The sequence below is a fragment of the Labrenzia sp. THAF35 genome (assembly GCF_009363595.1).
In the GTDB taxonomy this organism is placed as follows: Bacteria; Pseudomonadota; Alphaproteobacteria; order Rhizobiales; family Stappiaceae; genus Roseibium; species Roseibium algicola.
Genome location: NZ_CP045380.1, coordinates 2,069,212 through 2,086,973, shown reverse-complemented (window position 1 = coordinate 2,086,973; position 17,762 = coordinate 2,069,212). Strand labels below are relative to the sequence as shown.

The window sequence follows — 17,762 nt, the reverse complement described above, 5'->3', positions numbered from 1 at the left end:
CCGTTCGGCGCGTCTGTCAGGGAGACGGCGTCTTCCATGGTTTCCCCCACGATTAGTTTATGGTTGCCTGGGCGCCCACGGACGCCAGGTGCATTATGTTTTCTTCGGTCATCTGATCGCCCGTGACTTCGCCGCTGATCTGTCCCTCCCGGACGACGAGCACGCGGTCACAAACGCCGATCAGTTCCGGCAGCTCCGACGAGATCACCAGAATGCCGACCCCGCTGCTGGCGAGATTGCGCAGGATGCGATGGATCTCGGCCTTTGCGCCGACATCGACACCACGCGTCGGCTCATCCAGGAAAATCAGCTTCGGATTGACCGACAGCATTTTCGCGATTGCAACCTTCTGCTGGTTGCCTCCGGAAAGCGATGACACCGGGTCCGACAGCGAGCCGCATTTGAGATTGAGACGCTTGCCAAGCGTGTCTGCCTGCGCCTCCTCCCGGCTTCCGGCAATCAGACCGAAGGAATTCGCCACCTGTTCCGGCTTCAGGGCGGAAACATTGGCGGCAATGGACATATCCAGAAAGATGCCGTCACCCTTGCGGTCTTCGGACAGATAGACGATGCCCTCGGAGATGCTGTCGCGATAGGTCTTCAGCGACAGCTTGCGGCCATTGAGCGAAACCTCCCCGGTCACGTCACCTTCAAGCCGGCAGATGCCCTTCACGATCTCGCTGCGCCCGGCACCGATCAGCCCGGCAATCCCGAGGATCTCGCCCTTGCGGAGCTGGAACGAGACATCCTTGAAACGCGTGCGTTCACTCAGGTTCTGAACGTCCAGAATGATATCGTCCGTCTTTTCGCTTTCGGACTGCTTGCGCGGGTAAAGCTCGTCGATCACCCGACCGACCATGGCATTGACCACGTCATCGGGCTGGATTTCCGCAACATTGCGGGTCGTGATGTAGGTGCCGTCCCGGAAGACGGAGACCCGGTCGCAATTGTCGAAGATCTCGACCATGCGATGGGAGATGTAGATGATCGAGATGCCCTTGTCGGCAAGACGGCGCATGATCTTGAAGAGGATCTGCGCTTCTTTTTCTGTCAGCGCCGCGGTCGGCTCATCCAGGATCAGCACCCGGCAATCGAGTGTCAGGGCCTTGGCGATCTCGACGAGCTGCTGGTGGGAAATCGACAGATCCCGCACGAGTGTCGTCGGATCGATGTCGCCAAGCTGGCCCAGAACTTCAGCGGCCTTCTTTTCAAGCGCACGATAATTCATCAGGAACGATCGGCTGACATTGGTCGTCGCCATGAAGATGTTTTCGGCAACCGTCACATCGGGACAAAGGGCAATCTCCTGGTGAACGAAGCCGATGCCGAGCTTCTGCGCTATCGCCGGAGATGAAATGACCACCGGTTCGCCATCGAAGCGGATATCTCCGCTGTCCGGCTGCAGGATGCCGTCGATGATATTCATCAGCGTCGATTTGCCGGCACCGTTTTCCCCGGCTAGCGCATGGATCTCGCCCTTGCGCAATTCGAAACTTACCCCCTTGAGCGCCTGAACCGGCCCGAAGGATTTCGAGAGGTTGGAGATCTTGAGGATCACATCGTCAGTCATGACAGGGCCGATTTGCTCGCAATTCCGTAGAAGGAACGGGCTGCCTGATCTGCTGCATCGACTGCAGGCAGCCCGCCGTATCACCCGGGGTTCTCCAGGAACCCCGGTCTGTTCATCAGCTCGGGTCGCGGCCTTCCATGTAGGCGTTGAGGTCGAAGCTGTCGGCGTTTTCCTTGGTGATCACGGCAAAGCCGTTGTCGACGTAAGGGATCTGAACCGGGTTGTAGCCGGACACCTTGTAGTCGTTGAACGGATCGAACACGTCGGAATGTGCGGCCAGGAACACGGCCATGAAGCCCATGAACCCCTGCATGCCCTGGTTCGGATTCAGCGCCATGTGGATGTTGCCGGCCTTGATGTGCTCAAGTGTGGTCGGCGTTACATCGGCATGCATGATCAGCACTTTCGCTTCCGCTTCCAGCACCGCTGCGACAGCTCCTTCCGCTGAACCTGCTTCCGGGATCCAGAGAGCGGCAAGGTTCGGGTTGGCCTGAAGGATAGAGGCCGTTGCCCGGTAGGCGGCATTGCTATCCTGGTTGGTCGCCTGGCGGCCGACCAGTTTCATGTTCGGGTAGTGCTCTCCCATGTAGTCGAGCAGCGCGGTCACGCGCAGATCGTGGTTCGACTGACCCGGGTTTTCGAGAACCGCATATTCCGCGCTGTCGCCAACCTGCTTGACGATTTCTTCGGCGGCAAACTTGGCTTCGGCAAGGTTGTCTGAGGTGATATAGGCACTGCGCTTGGACTTCGGAGAATCCGCCGCGAAGGTCACGACCTGCGTGCCGTTGTCGACGGCCCGGTCGATCGGCTCGATAAACGGATCGGACTGCATCGGGTGCAGCAAGACGCCAGCCGGCTGCTTGACCATGTCCTGCTCGAAGGATGCGATCTGCTTGGTGATGTCATAGTCCGGCGTGCCGGAGAAGATCGTCTCGCAGCCGAATGCGGCCGCAGCCTGCTTGAAGCCCTGATAGACCGGCACCCAGTAGGGATGGCCGGAAACCATGACGTTCATGATGTAGGTTTCGCCCGGCTCGCATTTCAAACCGTCTGCCGCGGCCGGAGCTGCGGTCAGAACTGCAGCCGACAGCATGGTCGACGCGAGAATTCCCTTGAAGATAGAAGTGCCCATGGTTTCCTCCCTGGACCAACGGGCTGCCAACCGCGAACGGTCGAATGCCCGATGGGTGATCGATTTCAGATTGTCAGGACATCCAGTCTGCGTTCCTCTCAACGCAGGGAGCCTGACGCTGCTCCTCCCGGTCTTGCAGGTCTGCCTGTCAAAGAGACTTGCTCACTGCAAGAAATTTCAAACACTGGTTTTTATCCCAGTGAGACCATGGATAAGGGCAGCCCCCGAAAGCCGTCAAACTGTTTTGGTATTTATTTCCTTTTCTGAAATTTATTTCAACCAGCACCTCAAATGAGAACTTGCCGAGTGAAGACCCGGAAGAGAACACAAGCCATTGAGAGAAAATATCTTTTCGTGACAGTCATTGCACCTGACCACTTGAAATCGCTCACCATGGACGTGGCGGGAAACTGACGGAGCGCCCCTGACGAAGCCGAAATCCGACCCCCAGCCCCTCAGCTTTGTGATGCATATGAACACAAAAAAAGGCCCGGAAGCGGATGCTTCCGGGCCGGTTGATCGTGATGGCAGAAGCCTTGATCAGGCCTTCGCCGGCTCCGCACCGTCCGGAACCGGGCTGGTCCCGTCGGCACCGGCTTCCATGTGATGCTTGTCGTGCACCGGCTTCACCAGCGAGTTCGCGATCAACGCGATCACGAGCAAGCCTGCCATGGCATACATGGTGGTGTTGTAGAGGCTCGGTGTGGGATCCACCGTGCCGGCCGGAGCGATTTCCATCAGCCGGGCAACAGTCACCGTCTTTGCGGCCACCAGCTGGTCGAGCTGATCGACACCCGCACCGAATTTCTCGGCAAAGGCACTCGGGTCCACCTTGGCGGCAAGATCCGTGATCGCATTGTTCAGGGACATGTTCCGCAGCTGGGTGATCGCCAGCGGCCCCAGAACGCCTGCCGTACTCCACGCCGTCAGCAGACGCCCATGGATACCACCGACATATTTCGTGCCGAATATATCGGCGAGATACGCCGGGATGGTCGCAAAGCCGCCGCCATACATCGTGAAGATGATCATGGTGGCTGCATAGAACATCACGAGCCAGGTGACGGCCGGATTGACGCTCACCTGTTCTGCTGCAAAGGGGATCGACAGGTAAAGAATGATCCCGAGCACGAAGAAGCAGTGGTAGGTGTTCTTGCGGCCGATGAAGTCCGAAGTGGAAGCCCAGAAGAACCGTCCGACCATGTTGAAGACCGAGATCATGAACACATAGGTTGCCGCAAAGGCCGAATTCACGATCAGCGGCAAAGTGGTGCCGAAGATTTCCGTCATCATGGTCTTGGCAACGCCGATCACGCCGATACCCGCCGTCACGTTGAAGCAGAGCACGATCCACAGCAGATAGAACTGCGGCGTCTTGAGCGCCTGATCGATGTGAACGTTGTTGTGGGTGATCATCTTGCGGGACGCAGCATCGGCAGTTGGCGGTGTCCAGCCGGCCGGACGCCAGCCTTCGCGCGGAACCCGGTAGGAGAAGGCCGCGATGATCATCACGACCAGATAGACGATGCCAAGCGTGAAGAAGGTCCCTGCAGCCCCGGTGTTACCGGTACCGACCACATAGATCCCCTCCTGAAGCGCAACGGGCGCTGCTGCCACCTGCTTGGCGCCTGCGATAACCACTTCCACCATCTGGCCGTTGACTTCCGCAAGGCGCTTGCCGCCTTCGGTGATCAGGGCAACAGACCCTTCAGGCCCCAGGTATTCCGGCGCCTTGTAGAATAGACCGAGAAGATATTCCTTGATCGGCGTTGCGATCATCGCTCCACCGCCAAAGCCCATGATGGCCATGCCGGTGGCCATGCCGCGCCGGTCCGGGAACCACCGGATCAATGTGGAAACGGGTGATACGTACCCAAGTCCCAGACCGCAGCCGCCGATCACGCCGTAACCGAGGTAAAGCAGCCAGAGCTGGTGCGTCATGATGCCGAAGCCGCCGATGATGAAACCGCCGCCCCAGCAGATGGCGGCAACGACGCCGACCATGCGAGGGCCGACTTCCTCAAGCCACTTGCCACCAAAGGCGGCCGCAAGCCCGAGAAACACGATGGCAACGGAAAAGATCCAGACGACCGAAGACAGGCTCCAGTCTTCCGGCGCTGCGGCAACCACCCCGAACTGTTTGATCAGAGGAGGGTTGAAGATGCTCCAGGCGTAGACGGAGCCGATACAAAGATGGATGGCGATGGATGCTGGCGGAACCTTCCAGCGGTTAAATCCGTCCTCTGCGACGATATGTTCCTTTTTCAACCGATCAAACATGCACTTATTTTCCTCCCATGCACGGTTGTCGGGCATTCCTCCGGGAAGGTGCCGGTCCCTTTGCGGCCGGCCTGTCATGTCTCCCCCGGTCCGGCAAGACAAAGCCGGATGCCCCGCTCCCGGCAGACGCGCACCTGTCGAAGCCTCCCGCTTCAGGTCCGCAACGCAGGAACGGTTGCACCGTCCCGCGCCTTCCGGCAGCTCCTTGCTGATGGCAAGTTCGGGGCCAGTTTCTTTTCTGTTTAATTTCAGACAGTTAGGTTTTCAGGAAGAAAGACGAGTGGACATTTTGTCCACATTCAAAAGTTGTTTTCCAGCCGTTTGGGACAATCTGTCCGGAAGCCCTTGACCGCCCAAACGGCCTTTTTGCCGGGAGCAACTCAGGGGCAGCCCACCCGCAACGTCAAGCGTTTTCAGGCAACCAGATTGTGAAAACGGTCCCGGTCCCTTCGATGCTTTCCACCTTGATATCGCCGCCCTGACGGCTGACCAGCGTCTGGGTAATCGAAAGCCCCAATCCGGTGCCCTGCCGGCTTTTCGTCGTGTAGAAGGGGTCGAATATACGCGCGATAACATCCGCGCTCATGCCGACACCGGTGTCCGAAATCTCGATCGACACTCCGGCGACATCTTCCTTATTCATATCCCAGGTTTTCATCGTCAGCGTGCCGCCGCCGGGCATGGCATGGATGGCATTGACAATGAGGTTGATCAGCACCTGCTGCAGTTCCGTCCGGTTCATCAGCACCAGACGGGACGCAGTGGCCTCGCGGACAACCTCGATATCGGTCTTGCGCAAGAGATGGCGGACCAGCGGAAGACAGTCAGAAATCACCTCGTCCGGAGCGTGCCGATCGGCATAGCCTGCATATTCGTCCGGCTTGGCGAATTGCAGCAGCTTCATGACGATCTGGTTGATCCGGTCCACCTGCTCGTCGATCAGGCGGATTTCCGTACTGGCAACCTTTGCATGATCACCGAGCAGCATGCGCAGCACTTCCAGATTGCCCTGGATCACTGCAATCGGATTGTTGATCTCGTGGGCAACACCGGCGGTGATCTCGCCGATGGCGGCAAGCTTCTCCGACATGATCAGTTGCTTGGTGGTGTCTTCCAGCTGCCTGTTCGCCATCTTGAGATCGCGCGTGCGTTCCTCGACGCGGGTGTTCAGCTCCTCGTTCCAGGACCTGAGCTGCCGGTCGCTTTCCTGAACCAGGTCGAGCAGATGATCGAGATGCTGGGCGACACGCGCAATCTCGTCACCGCTGCCTTCGGACCGCGTGCGGGCGCCAAGGTTTCCCTTTTCGACACTGGCAATGGTGTCCGTCATCTTTTCCAGTGGCTTGAAGACGCCGCGAGCCCACCTCAGGAACAGCGGCACGCTGCCAGCGGTCACGACAAGAAAGCCCAACAGCAGCGCGACCAGTGTCGCCAGCTTGGCTTCCCGGAACGGCGTTTCCAGAAAGCCGACATAAAGCATGCCCACCCGCTCGCCGAAACTGTCGGTGATCGGTTCATAGGCCGAGATGTACCAGTCGTTGACGACGAACGCGCTGTCCAGCCAGACCTGCCCCTCGCCCAGCACCTTCTGGCGAACGGCGGCGGACACCCTCGTCCCAAGCGCGCGCTTGTCTTCGAACAGACGGACATTGGTGCTGACGCGGACATCTTCCAGAAACAGCGTCGCGGTGCCCTGGCTGCCTTCGGGAAGGCTCGCCTCGCGGTAGACGAGATCGTTTATCGTGTCGATAAAAACGAGGTTCTGGTTGAGCAGAATGCCACCGACCAGAGCTGCCACGGGCGCTCCCGGCACGGTGACCGGGCTTGCGGAGTGAACCACCATGCCGCGTGTTTCCGCGGCCCTCTCGGTCGGCACCGCGTTGGGTGTCGGGACGAGATCCAGCCGGGCCCGATCTGCTAGTGCCGGAGAAATCGCCGTCAGATCACCGGCTTCGAAGATATCCACGCTTGTGGCGGCAGATCCTGCAAAGGCCTGTTCGATGACCGGCCAGTCCTTGGAGACCGGCGGAACGGCACTTGGCGGAGAGGCCGCCTCAACTGTCCTGTCCTTGCGCACGACATACAGAAAATCGAGACCCAGTTCCTCACGCCGCCGCTCCAGCAGCCCTGCCAGAAGTGCGGCATCACCACTGTCTGCAACGTCGCGAAAGGAGGCCGACTGGCCCAGCGCATCGATCTTTTCACCCGAATTTTCCAGGATCCTCGAAAAGTACTGATGGGCAATGGTCAGGTCGCCATTGACCTTGGTGATCAACAGGGAATCGAACTTCGCGTTCCAGCGCACCATCGCCCAGCCGAGAAAGAGTGGCAGAACCACAAGTGTCGGCAACAGGGCGATGGCCAGTAGTCTGACCCTGACGGACAGGCGGCTTCCCGATTTCCGGCGTCGTCTCTCCTCAGCCATTCCAGTCCATCAGCTTCCTGTCGATGGTCTTGCGTGAAATGCCGAGCCGCCGCGCCGCTTCGGCACGGTTTCCACCGGCTTCCTCGAGCACCATCAGGATATGACGCTTCTCCATGTCCTGCAGCGTTTCCCCGCCGGGCAGCAACAGGCTCTGCGTACTGTGGAACTCCGCCGGGAAGCGGCCAAGGATCAAGGTTCGTTCGATCGTGTTGCGCAGTTCGCGAACATTGCCCGGCCATTCATAAGCCAGCAGTCCGGAGACGACTTCATCGGTAAACGGTACCGGCGGCATTCCAAGCTGCACGGACAGCTTCTGCATGAACAGCGAGGCAAGTTCACGGATGTCGTCACCACGCTCGCGCAGCGGCGGCATTTCGAGCTGAAGCACGTTGACCCGGTAGTAGAGGTCCGCCCGGAACCGGCCCTCCTCCACGGCCTGCTCCAGATTTGCGTTGGTCGCGAACACGAACCGCAGATCGACAGGCACTTCACGCTCGGACCCGACCGGCCGAATTTTCCGGTCTTCGATTGCCCGCAACAACTTGCTCTGCAGTGCCATGGGCAGTTCGCCGATCTCGTCCAGAAAAAGCGTACCGCCATGCGCATGCATGAACAGGCCGTCGCGGCTGGACCCGGCGCCGGTGAAAGCGCCTTTGAGATGCCCGAACAATTCAGCTTCGATCATGTCTCCGGGAATGGCGGCGCAATTGACCGGAACGAAGGGCTTGTCCACCCGATCGGAAAGATCGTGAAGCGACCTGGCAGCAACTTCCTTTCCGGTCCCGGATTCCCCCGTGATCAGAACGGATGTCGGCAGTGGCGCGACGCGGGAGATCGTTTCGCGGATCTCGCCGATCTGGCGCGAATGTCCGATCAGCTTGTCACGCAGAAGAAGATGGTCGGATGTTGCCTGCAACTGGTGGCGCAACAGCTGGTTTTCCCGCAGCAGCGTGACCCGGTCGAGACACCTGGCAACCGCGTTCAGCAGCTGGTTGGACCGGAAGGGCTTCAGGATGAAATCCACGGCACCTGCCCGCAAGGCCTGGATCGCGGTTTCCAGATCCGCATAGGCCGTCATCAGGATCGCATCGGCGAAAAACCCGATCCGCCGCTGTTCGCCAAGCCATTCCACGCCGGATTTGCCTGGCATGATATTGTCGAGGATCACCACGTCATAATGGTGGGTATCAAGAAGCGCCGAGGCCTCGACCGTGTCAGCGGCCTGCTCGATGCGTTTGCAATAAGGCTCGAGCGTGCGGACCAGAAAATTGCGCATGCCAGGCTCGTCGTCGACGATCAGGATCGACGCCTGCGGCAGCCAGGGACCGAATTCCGGCTGTGAATCTGCCTCTTCAGGACGTTTGGAAACACCGCTCTTCATAGCCCCTCCCCGGCAGTTTCATCCGTTCTTTTGTCATGGTCCATCCTCCGGCCCGGAGCATTGCATATTCCAGTATGCAATGTCTTCCGGAGACGCACGTGCAATTGCAACTATCTGAAATCGCGCGACCAATTGCCCAGACGGGAAGCTGCCTCAGCACCGGAGCTCTCAAGTATCCCGACGTCTTCTGCTTGTTCTCGCTGCGGATCAGGTGCTGAGGGTGTGCGAAAGTAAAAACCCCGCAGGATGTCCCTGCGGGGTTTGAATGTGCGTCGCAGAATCAGCTCACTCTATTGCGCAAGCCTTTCGAACCGCGCAGGCCCGTTCAGCACGAAGAGCTCGATTTCCAGGGTGCTTGCTTCCTTGCCATCGCCTGAGAAAGTCACCGTCGAGCGCGAACCAGCCACGGCATTTTCGTTGGCAATGTCGAACACCATCATCGACCCGTCCCAGGCATGCAGCGGCAGCTTTACTGGCTGGGGACCGGCAAGCAGGACGAGCCCGCCATCCTCCTCTTGCACCTCGACCGTGCCGAAGTAGGGATGGCCGTAACGGCCCGTGCAATAGCCAGCCGCAGGAGCAGGTGCGGCAGCGGCAGGCGCAGGTTCACCGGCGGTGAAACCGGCAGGCGTATAGAAGGAAGCGAACAGGCCTTCGTATCCGGAGAACCAGTCTCGGGTCACACGCCCGAACTGAACCATGTCGGAGAAGGATGCGCCGATGGATTCAACGGCACCGACAGGAGCCGCATTCGACAGGACCACGATCCCTATGTCGAGCGAGGGGATCATCAGGAAATAGGTCGACGCACCAAGGATGAAAGCACCTGAATGGCTGAGGATTACCCGGCCGGACGGGTCAGTGCCGACATTGAAACCATAGCCGTAGAACCCGGCGCGTTCGTCAGGCGTATGGGGACGGCTGGAAAAGCTCTGCGGACTGATTGCAGGCTGCAAGGCTTCGGGAGAAATAAGCTCTCCACCATCGGCCAGAACCATCTTCATCCATCTTGCCATGTCGTTGATGGAAGAACTCACCCCGCCGGCGGGCGACTGGGCGTCCGGCTGCCGCTGGTACAGCGCCTCGAAACCGTCGCCGCTTCTGGCATGCGGCACCGCGCGGTTTTCCCGTGCCATGAAATCATCGAACCGCGCACTGGTCCTGGTCATGCCAAGCGGCTGAAACAGGGCCTCGTCAGAAAGGTCGGCCCATTCGGCCCCGGATGCTTCGGCAACCGCCTCGGCGCCGGCAGTCAGGCCGAAATTCGTGTAGGCGTAGCTCGTGCGGAAGGCGCGCAGGGGCTGCAGGCGCAAACGTTCGAGGATCGTCTGCCTGTCAAAGCCGATGTCTTCCAGATCGTCACCAGCATGGTCCGGCAGGCCGGAACGGTGGCTGTAGAGATCCCCCACTGTCAAACGTTCGGTAATATCGGGATCGGCAAGGCTGAACCATGGCAGCAGGTCGCGCATCCTGCTGTCCCACGAAACAATGCCGCGCGTGACCTGCCGGGCAACGACTGTTGCCCCGATCGACTTGGACACGGAAGCCATCTGGAAAACGGTGTCGGCGTCAATCGGTTGATCGCCCTCACCACCCCGCGTTCCGAAGCCTTTCGCGTAGACAGTCTCTCCCTTGTGGACGACGGCAACCGCTAGGCCCGGCACCTTGCTGCGCGCCTTGATGTCTTCAACGATCCCGTCAAGCCCGGCGATCGCCTTGTCGATCTGGCCAGGCGGAACATCGGTTCCCGCCGTTCTGGATGGCGGCAGGTCCTCGGCAAGGGCTGGTGCTGCCAGAACCGCGAGAGACGCGGACGCCAGGAACCGGCGCCGTGTGAGCTGGAAGAACGACATGTGTAACCTCTCAATCAGTCTTGCTGTTCGCGCCTGCAGGTCATTGCAGATGGGTTTCGGCCGATCCGGCCGGGGCGATACTTTCCTGTGTCGTCAAAGCGCCAGCCCCAGCCTGAAGAAAACCCGGGTCCCCGGATCTTCGGCGTTTTCCGGCCGATGCCAGGGTGTGGCGGTGAGAACCTGAAAATTCACCCGGTCGGCAACCATGCCACTGACACCGACACCGGCTGAACCGAGTTCGTCGCGGGCAAAGTCGGCGGCTTCATCCACGTTCCAGACGACGCCATAATCGGCAAAGGCCGTCAGGGTGAGACCGGGAAGCGCAGACCATCCGGTTTCGATGTCGTGACTGACTTCAAACGCCGACGCAAAGCCACTGTCACCGGAGAGGCTGCCGCCATCGAACGCCCAGCCGTAGGGATCGCCGCCAAGAGCGAACCGGACCGCACCGGGCAGCGGTGTCGGCGAATACTGGCTGGCCGTGCGCAGCTGAAGCCGAGCGATGGACGCCAGATCGTATGAGACGCCGAAGTTGAACCGGCCAAAGCGATAGTCGTCCGGGTCAATTTCCATTTCACCTTTGTGGTTCAGGCTCTGACCCAGTTCGGCTCCAGCGGAAAATGAGGTAGGGCCTGCATCAAGGTCGTACCGGAGGGACACCGTCGCCCAACGCGCCTGTTCACGGGCAGCCCGCGCGCCCATCACGTCGATCCGGTCGTTCCGAAGATTGATTTCCACCTTGCCGTAAAGGCTCTGGTCGATGGTGCGAATGAGCGGATACTGGAGATGAGCCGAACCGATAACGGTTTCGATGTGGATGTCCTGCTCTTTCAGGTCTGCGCCGGGCTTCTGTGTCACATAGGTTAGGTCATAGCCCGCGGAGAGCCCGTTGAACCCGATTGGAACCGACTGCGAAGCCTGCAGCAGCACCATTTCCTCGGGTGCGTCCGGAACGGTCACCCCAACCAGGCTTGTCGTTTCGAACAACCCGAAGATGTCGTTGACCGTGGCATTTCCGGAAAGTTCCAGCGGACCGACCGTATCTGTTCCAAGGTTATCGAGACCGACGCCAGCGCTGTATCGGCTGAAATCAACCGCGAGCTTCAGCGTACCGCCACCTGTGGGCGTTTCCGGGCGCACAATTGTTCCCTCGATCTGCAGACCGGCAAGATCGCTCATCAGCAGCAGGACGCGTTCTGCCTCCTTGATCCGAATGGGCCGCATGGAGGTCAGACGATTGATATAGGGCGCCAGTCGCTCCCTGATGCGCGGGATGGAACTGGTGATCTCGACGGTTTCAACATAGCCTTCGTAGACCCGGAGCGAGACCGCGCCCGACGCAAAGTCCTGCACCGGAACGACGGTCATCGAAAAATAGCCGGCTCTCAGATAGGCGGCATCAACCGCCTCGGCGATCCGGTAGAGATCCGCAAGAGACATGTCCTTGCCGATCTTGCCCTGCCAGATGGCCGACAGATCGGTGCTCGAAACCGAATGAGCGCCGGCAATCGATACCGAGCGGAGGGTGAAGCGTACCCTCTCGGCATCTTGTTCTGAAACACGCTTGCGCTGATCCTGCACAGTGATGTCGACCGTGCCCGGCCTTGTAGGCGGCGTGAACCGTTCGATAATGACGGTCTGCCCGGCGACGGCCTGATCAAGCGTTTGAGCCGGTGCAGAATGAGAAAACACCGCGGCCACGAAAGAGACGGCCAGAACCGAAGCAGCCCGAAGCCGAAAGGTAGATTTGGGATTAGCAGCGGCAGCACCGCGCAGGGTTCTTGTTGCCGGGGGAGGCAGCACCTGTCTTGTCACGGACGGCTCCGTTCTTATTCAGCGGTGTTCTGGGGAGCCGTTTCGCCGAGTAACGGAGCGACGGCGTTAAAAATGCGCATGGCAGGCAGCGAGCAGGACAGACCCGAGGCTTCATCGGCGTCCTGAGCCTCCTCGCAGTCACCGGAAGGCATGTCGCTGTTCGCCTGGACAACAAGGGTCGTGTCGGTCCGCGGGCTATGGAAAACGACCGTTGTGTATCCGGGCACTTCGCCCGTGTGGCCGACCCACTCTCCGTTGCACCGAAGCGCCAGGCCGTACCCATCAGGCGGACGGAAGGATCGCAGTCGCGCTTGCTGCATCTCGGTTTCGAGAAGCCCTTGGCCGGACCCAAGGGCTCGGCCATAGACGAGCAGATCGTCGAGGTTGGAAATCAGCTCCCCCGCCGTCCAGAGTGAAGCCGGGTTCCAGTGTGTGGCAACAAGAGGTGTCTCAGGCGTCGCATCGTACCCCTGAAGGGTAACACCCTGCGCGTAGGGCTCCGGTAGTTCCGTCCTGCTTCCCGGCCAGACTGTTTTTTCCAGTCCGAGAGGCTCCAGGATCATCTTCCGCAAAGACGTCTCGAAAGGCTGCCCGGTGGTCTTTTCAATGACCATGCCAAGGAGGATCGTGTTCGTGTTGGAATAATCGTATTGCGTTCCCGGCTCGAAGAGCGGGGAATTCTCGACGGCAAAGGTCAAAAGGTCCTCGGGTGAAAACGCGACACCGGGTTGATCGAGAAACAACTCCACAAACCGCTCGGAAGCGGTGTAGCTCGCCACACCGCTGGTCATGTCCGCAAGCTGGCGCAGCGTGATCCTGTCTCCGCTGGGAATTCCCTCGACATAGGCGTCGATCGTGTCATCGAGAGAAAGCCGTCCGGCTTCTGCAAGCTGCAACAGCATTGTTCCGGTAAAGGTCTTCGTCACGGACCCGATGCGCGTGTGCATGCCCGGCTCCATCGGAGCTCCCGTTGCCGGGTCGGCAACGCCGTACCCTTTTTTCCATGTGCCTTCTGGTGTTTGGACACCAACAATGACGCCCGGCGTTTCGGCAAGCGGAAGCGCGGCCAGCACCGCATCATCCAGCTTTTGCGAGAGTGCTGCGGAGAGCGGCGTGCCGGGCCTGGCGTCCCTTGCAGCGGAGGTCATACCCCGGTCAAAATCCTCAACACATGTTACGGTCGCTGCGACGGGGTTAACGCTGCATACCGACACCAGCAGGACCGCAAGCAATTGCACGGCCCGTGCTGTCACCGGGCCTGTTGTGACCGATCTTGTCAAACTGGGCTGTCCTCTTTTCCGGTTGCAGACGGGAGATCGCGCTTGCGGCGGGGCATGCCGCAGGGGCGCGTCTCCATGAGGACTGGTGGTAGGGAAATCAGGGTGGCAAACAAAGTCGGCAACGGTGCAAAAATGGTATAAGTAGTTCGTCAATCAGTGTAATTCTTCATCGGGGCACGGTCCTCGTGCCTCACCGGAACATCGGAATCTGCGTCCCAGTGCAAAAAGTTGAACTTGATGTTTCTCGCGGTGAACTGCTGCGTGACGGGGAAGTCGTTCGTTTGCGCCCCAAGACTCTCGCCGTGCTGGTCGAGCTGCACGCCCGCGAGGGAGAGGTCGTCAGCCAGCAAGAACTGAGACACCTGATCTGGGGACAGCAGCATGGACGCGAGACCGGTCCAAAGCAGTGTATCCGCGAGCTTAGACGCTTGCTGGGGGACAGCGCCGAAACACCCGGGTTCATCGAAACGGTCGGCAGGCAGGGCTACCGCCTTGTCGGCAAGATCACGGTTCTGAACTCCGGAACGGAGACCACCGGAACAGCCCCTCTTTGCGTGGGCCGAACCACGGAACTGCGGTCCCTTGCGGACTGCGCAGCGGCAGTGCGCGCTGGCAAGCGCATTGTGAGCCTTGTCGCCGGGGAAGCCGGATCGGGCAAATCAAGGCTGGTGGAGACATTCGCCGCCACGCTGCCACGCACGGCAGACTTCTGGTCTGCCCGGGGGCAGTGCATTCCCCATCCAGGTGCCCGGGAACCCTATGGCCCACTGATCGAGATCGTGACACAGCTCGCCGAAGGTGCGTCACGAAAACGGGTCCTACGACTTCTTGAGGATGTCGCACCGTCCTGGCGAGACCTGCTGCCTCAGCTTCGTTCTGGCCGGGAGCCCGCTCCCATGCCCACAAGATTGACGGACACGCACCCGGACTCAATGTTGCGGGAGCTGACCGCACTCATGGAGCGTCTCTCTCAGCAGCAGCCCGGTGTCATCATTCTGGAAGACCTGCACTGGGCCGATCAGAGCACGCTGGCATGGCTTCTTTCCTGGGCTCAACGCCGCGCTCCTGCCAGAACCCTTGTGGTTGGAACCTACAGGTTTGATGAACTGGACAAGTCCGGAGATCTTCAAACGACATTGCATTACCTTCAACGTGTTCAGGACTTTAGCCCGATCACGCTGGACGGCCTCGACGAAACAGCCGTAGCGGACCTTCTCAAGCGACGCTTTCCGGACCACAGACTGCCTGCCTCCCTTGCCGGCCAGTTGAGGCGAAGAACGGAAGGGCATGCCATCCTGGTCGATGCGATCATCGACCAGTGGCATCGGGACGGGGTCCTGGAGAGTTCCGAAAATCGGCAAGCACCCGAGCAGGACATCACTGAAATCGTTTCGGCAATCTCACGCGGAGCCGGAAAATTCATCGCGGGCGAAATCGGCCGGCTGGACCCATATGAGCGGCAGTTACTCGACATTGCCAGCGTTGCCGGAATTCGATTTTCCGCAGCCATGTTGAGCGATGAACGGCTCGAGGTGGAAAAAGGCGAAGCGGTTCTCGACCGCCTTGCAAGCGTCAGGCGCTTTATTCAACGGGCCGGTGTCATGGCCTGGCCGGACGGGACGCAGGCAACACGCTACGTCTTCCGGCACGCGCTTTATCAGGAGGCCCTTTACGACGCTATTCCGGCCGCGAATCGGCAAGGACTTCACGAACGCATCGGCAGCCGGCTTGAAACCGCGTTCAAATCCCGCACTGGCGAAATCGCGTCCACACTAGCCGATCATTTCGAGCGTGCCGCCGATTGGAAACGTGCTGCCGTCCATCGAGGGCTTGCGGGCCTGACCGCGCTGGAACGCGGCGCAATCACCGATGCAGCCGCCCAGTTCCGGCAGGCGCTTGTCTCCTTTGCCGCCTGCGAGCCTGACCCCGAAACGCACACGGCGGAATGCCGCACGCTACTGGGCTTGGGAGCAGCACTTATCGTCGGGGATCACTTCACCACAGACGAACTTCGGGACGTTTACGAACGCGCCGCGACACTTGCAGGCCGAACCAATGACCCGACGACAATTGTGCCCGCACTTGCGGGGCTCTGGAACCACCACCTGACCAAGGCAGACCTTGCAGCCGCCGACGAACTTGCCAAGGGTCTCGATGACCTGGCAGAGGATGCACCAGCGCTTTATGCAATGGTGGCCCACAATGCTGTCGGGCAAACACGGTTCTTCCGTGGTGATCTTGCCGCCTGTCTGCCTCATATCAACGCTGTTTGCAGCGCCTACGACACGAACCACGGCGCAGAGGCATCGGTTCTCTTCGGCGAGGACCCCGGCATCGTCTGCCGCCAGTATGCCGCTTGCGTTCATCAGTTGCTCGGCCAAGGCGAACGTGCCGAACGCCTTTATGCCGAAGGCATGACGTTGACGGACACATTGGAGCAGCCTTTCGGTCGAGCGCAGATGCTTTGGGCAGGAGCTCTGATCGCTCGTGAACGTGAAGACCCGGTGCGTGTGCTGGAACGGGCGACGGGCCTGATCGAAACCTGCGAAGCAGCCGCAATTCCATTCTGGCGCCCCTATGGCGACCTGCTGGCCGGTTGGGCGCAGGTCGTGCTTGGGAACGCTTCCGGCCTTCGGCAAATTCACGAAGGTCTGAACGCACAGGCGGCAATGAACGTGACGCTGACCCGTCCTTACGGATTGGCACTCTACGCAGAAGCGACCAGCCGCTGCGGTAACCCGGTCGAGGGGCTGAAGGCACTTGCGTCGGCGTTCAAGATCATCAGGCGTACTGGCGAACGCTGGCATGAAGCGGAGCTCCACCGCCTGTGGGCCTTGCTCTCGGTTCAGACCGGCCGAACCCGAAATGCTTCTTCTGCACTTCGCCGTGCAATCAGGGTTGCACGAACCCAAAACGCCGTGACTTACGAAAAACGTGCGCAAGACCTTCTGGACCGGATTGCAGGTCAACTGACCTGAGAAGCACCCCGCCAACCCGCGTCCGGATAGGACTTCAGCCTGCATCTCCAGCCGTTCAACAGGCTTCTAGGTCACCCCGTTCCGACTTGGAGACACAGTGGCAACATCGGATCCGGAAACGAGGCCTTTAGCCATGCCAATAAATTCCCGAATGCCCTTCATTTCAATGGACCCCTGTGCCCTCATGCAATACCACTCTACTAGGACATTCGGTCGAATTAGATTTTAAACACATACGATTATAGAGACTTACGAGGATGACTGCAGGAACACAAAGCATCGACCGCGCAGCAATGCTGCTCGATCTTGTCGCCGGTGGGCATCCCGACGGTGTTCCCTTTGCGGACATACTCGCAAAGTCCGGCCTGACCCGGCCGACGGCCCGACGAGTGCTGCAAGCGCTTATCGAACATGGCTTCGTCGACCAGGATGCGGAAAACCGCCGCTTTTTCCTCGGCTCCAGAATTTACGAACTGGGTCTGCTGGTCTTCCCAGCCTATGACCTGCAAGATGTTTGCAAGCCGGAACTCGAACGTCTGGTCGAGGTAACGGGCGACACAGTTTTCCTCAATCGTGTCGTCGGTGACAAGATGACCTGCATTGCCCGGGAAAGCGGCGCGTTTCCCGTGAAGGCGTTTGTTCTGGACGTCGGGGTTCATCGCCCGATCGGGCTGGGCGCCGGTGGCATGGCTGTCCTTGCTGCCCTTCCGCCTGCAAAAGCCGAAGCGATCCTGGACAGAAACACCGGCGACCTCAAGGAGTTCTCCGGTGGCGTCACGAAAATCCGTGAAATGGTCGAACTGGCAAGAGAGACCGGCTACATCGACAGGGTGTCGGACGTTGGCGTCAGGACCGTCGCCATGGCAATCCGCGACAGTGCCGGCACACCCTTTGCGTCAATCAGCGTTTCCAGCATCATGGCGCGCATGACCGGCGAGCACCTGCAGTCGGTACTCGCCATCATGGGGGAGGAAGTCGCGAAGATCAGCGCCAAGCTGTCGAAGATGCGGCCGATAGGAAGAGCCTGATCCGGCCGCGCCTTCCGCTT

The 17,762-nt window shown here is 59.9% G+C and carries 10 protein-coding genes; 2 read left to right on the top strand and 8 right to left on the bottom strand.

Annotated features, from left to right (window positions below):
* Positions 1–52: 52 nt before the first annotated feature.
* The 8 genes from FIU93_RS09615 to FIU93_RS09580 form a co-directional block, all read right to left on the bottom strand.
* Positions 53–1,570, bottom strand: coding sequence for a sugar ABC transporter ATP-binding protein (locus FIU93_RS09615; RefSeq protein WP_152505465.1), 1,518 nt, complete (start codon positions 1,568–1,570; stop codon positions 53–55).
* Between the two features lie 115 nt (positions 1,571–1,685).
* On the bottom strand, positions 1,686–2,702 hold the full coding sequence (locus FIU93_RS09610) for a substrate-binding domain-containing protein (RefSeq protein ID WP_075284046.1): 1,017 nt from the start codon (positions 2,700–2,702) through the stop codon (positions 1,686–1,688).
* Positions 2,703–3,242: 540 nt separating this feature from the next.
* A complete protein-coding gene (locus FIU93_RS09605) occupies positions 3,243–4,982 on the bottom strand; it encodes an OFA family MFS transporter (RefSeq protein WP_031270586.1) in 1,740 nt (579 codons plus the stop codon).
* 403 nt (positions 4,983–5,385) lie between these two features.
* The gene (locus FIU93_RS09600; protein ID WP_152505464.1) at positions 5,386–7,407 is read right to left on the bottom strand and encodes a HAMP domain-containing sensor histidine kinase; all 2,022 of its coding nucleotides are present in this window, start codon (positions 7,405–7,407) and stop codon (positions 5,386–5,388) included.
* Positions 7,400–8,788 carry a sigma-54 dependent transcriptional regulator gene (locus FIU93_RS09595; RefSeq protein WP_152505463.1) on the bottom strand — a complete coding sequence of 463 codons (1,389 nt, stop codon included), beginning with the start codon at positions 8,786–8,788 and terminating at the stop codon, positions 7,400–7,402. Before FIU93_RS09595 ends, FIU93_RS09600 begins: the two co-directional genes overlap by 8 nt.
* A gap of 290 nt (positions 8,789–9,078) precedes the next feature.
* On the bottom strand, positions 9,079–10,641 hold the full coding sequence (locus FIU93_RS09590) for a serine hydrolase (protein ID WP_152505462.1): 1,563 nt from the start codon (positions 10,639–10,641) through the stop codon (positions 9,079–9,081).
* 93 nt (positions 10,642–10,734) lie between these two features.
* Complete coding sequence (locus tag FIU93_RS09585; protein WP_152505461.1) at positions 10,735–12,456, bottom strand: ShlB/FhaC/HecB family hemolysin secretion/activation protein; 1,722 nt, start codon at positions 12,454–12,456, stop codon at positions 10,735–10,737.
* 14 nt (positions 12,457–12,470) lie between these two features.
* The gene (locus FIU93_RS09580) at positions 12,471–13,604 is read right to left on the bottom strand and encodes a serine hydrolase domain-containing protein (RefSeq protein WP_152505460.1); all 1,134 of its coding nucleotides are present in this window, start codon (positions 13,602–13,604) and stop codon (positions 12,471–12,473) included.
* A gap of 350 nt (positions 13,605–13,954) precedes the next feature.
* Here FIU93_RS09580 and FIU93_RS09575 point away from each other — a divergent pair, with 350 nt between their 5' ends.
* On the top strand, positions 13,955–16,714 hold the full coding sequence (locus tag FIU93_RS09575) for an AAA family ATPase (RefSeq protein ID WP_209010325.1): 2,760 nt from the start codon (positions 13,955–13,957) through the stop codon (positions 16,712–16,714).
* A gap of 257 nt (positions 16,715–16,971) precedes the next feature.
* Positions 16,972–17,742, top strand: a complete 771-nt coding sequence (locus tag FIU93_RS09570; protein ID WP_023003734.1) for an IclR family transcriptional regulator — start codon at positions 16,972–16,974, stop codon at positions 17,740–17,742.
* Positions 17,743–17,762 lie beyond the last annotated feature (20 nt).

Bases quoted from the DNA above. Each gene is read 5' to 3' on its own strand.
- FIU93_RS09600 (WP_152505464.1), bottom strand. From the start codon at position 7,407: ATGGCTGAGGAGAGACGACGCCGGAAATCGGGAAGCCGCCTGTCCGTC.
- FIU93_RS09570 (WP_023003734.1), top strand. From the start codon at position 16,972: ATGACTGCAGGAACACAAAGCATCGACCGCGCAGCAATGCTGCTCGAT.
- FIU93_RS09610 (WP_075284046.1), bottom strand. From the start codon at position 2,702: ATGGGCACTTCTATCTTCAAGGGAATTCTCGCGTCGACCATGCTGTCG.
- FIU93_RS09615 (WP_152505465.1), bottom strand. From the start codon at position 1,570: ATGACTGACGATGTGATCCTCAAGATCTCCAACCTCTCGAAATCCTTC.
- FIU93_RS09595 (WP_152505463.1), bottom strand. From the start codon at position 8,788: ATGAAGAGCGGTGTTTCCAAACGTCCTGAAGAGGCAGATTCACAGCCG.
- FIU93_RS09580 (WP_152505460.1), bottom strand. From the start codon at position 13,604: ATGACCTCCGCTGCAAGGGACGCCAGGCCCGGCACGCCGCTCTCCGCA.
- FIU93_RS09590 (WP_152505462.1), bottom strand. From the start codon at position 10,641: ATGTCGTTCTTCCAGCTCACACGGCGCCGGTTCCTGGCGTCCGCGTCT.
- FIU93_RS09605 (WP_031270586.1), bottom strand. From the start codon at position 4,982: ATGTTTGATCGGTTGAAAAAGGAACATATCGTCGCAGAGGACGGATTT.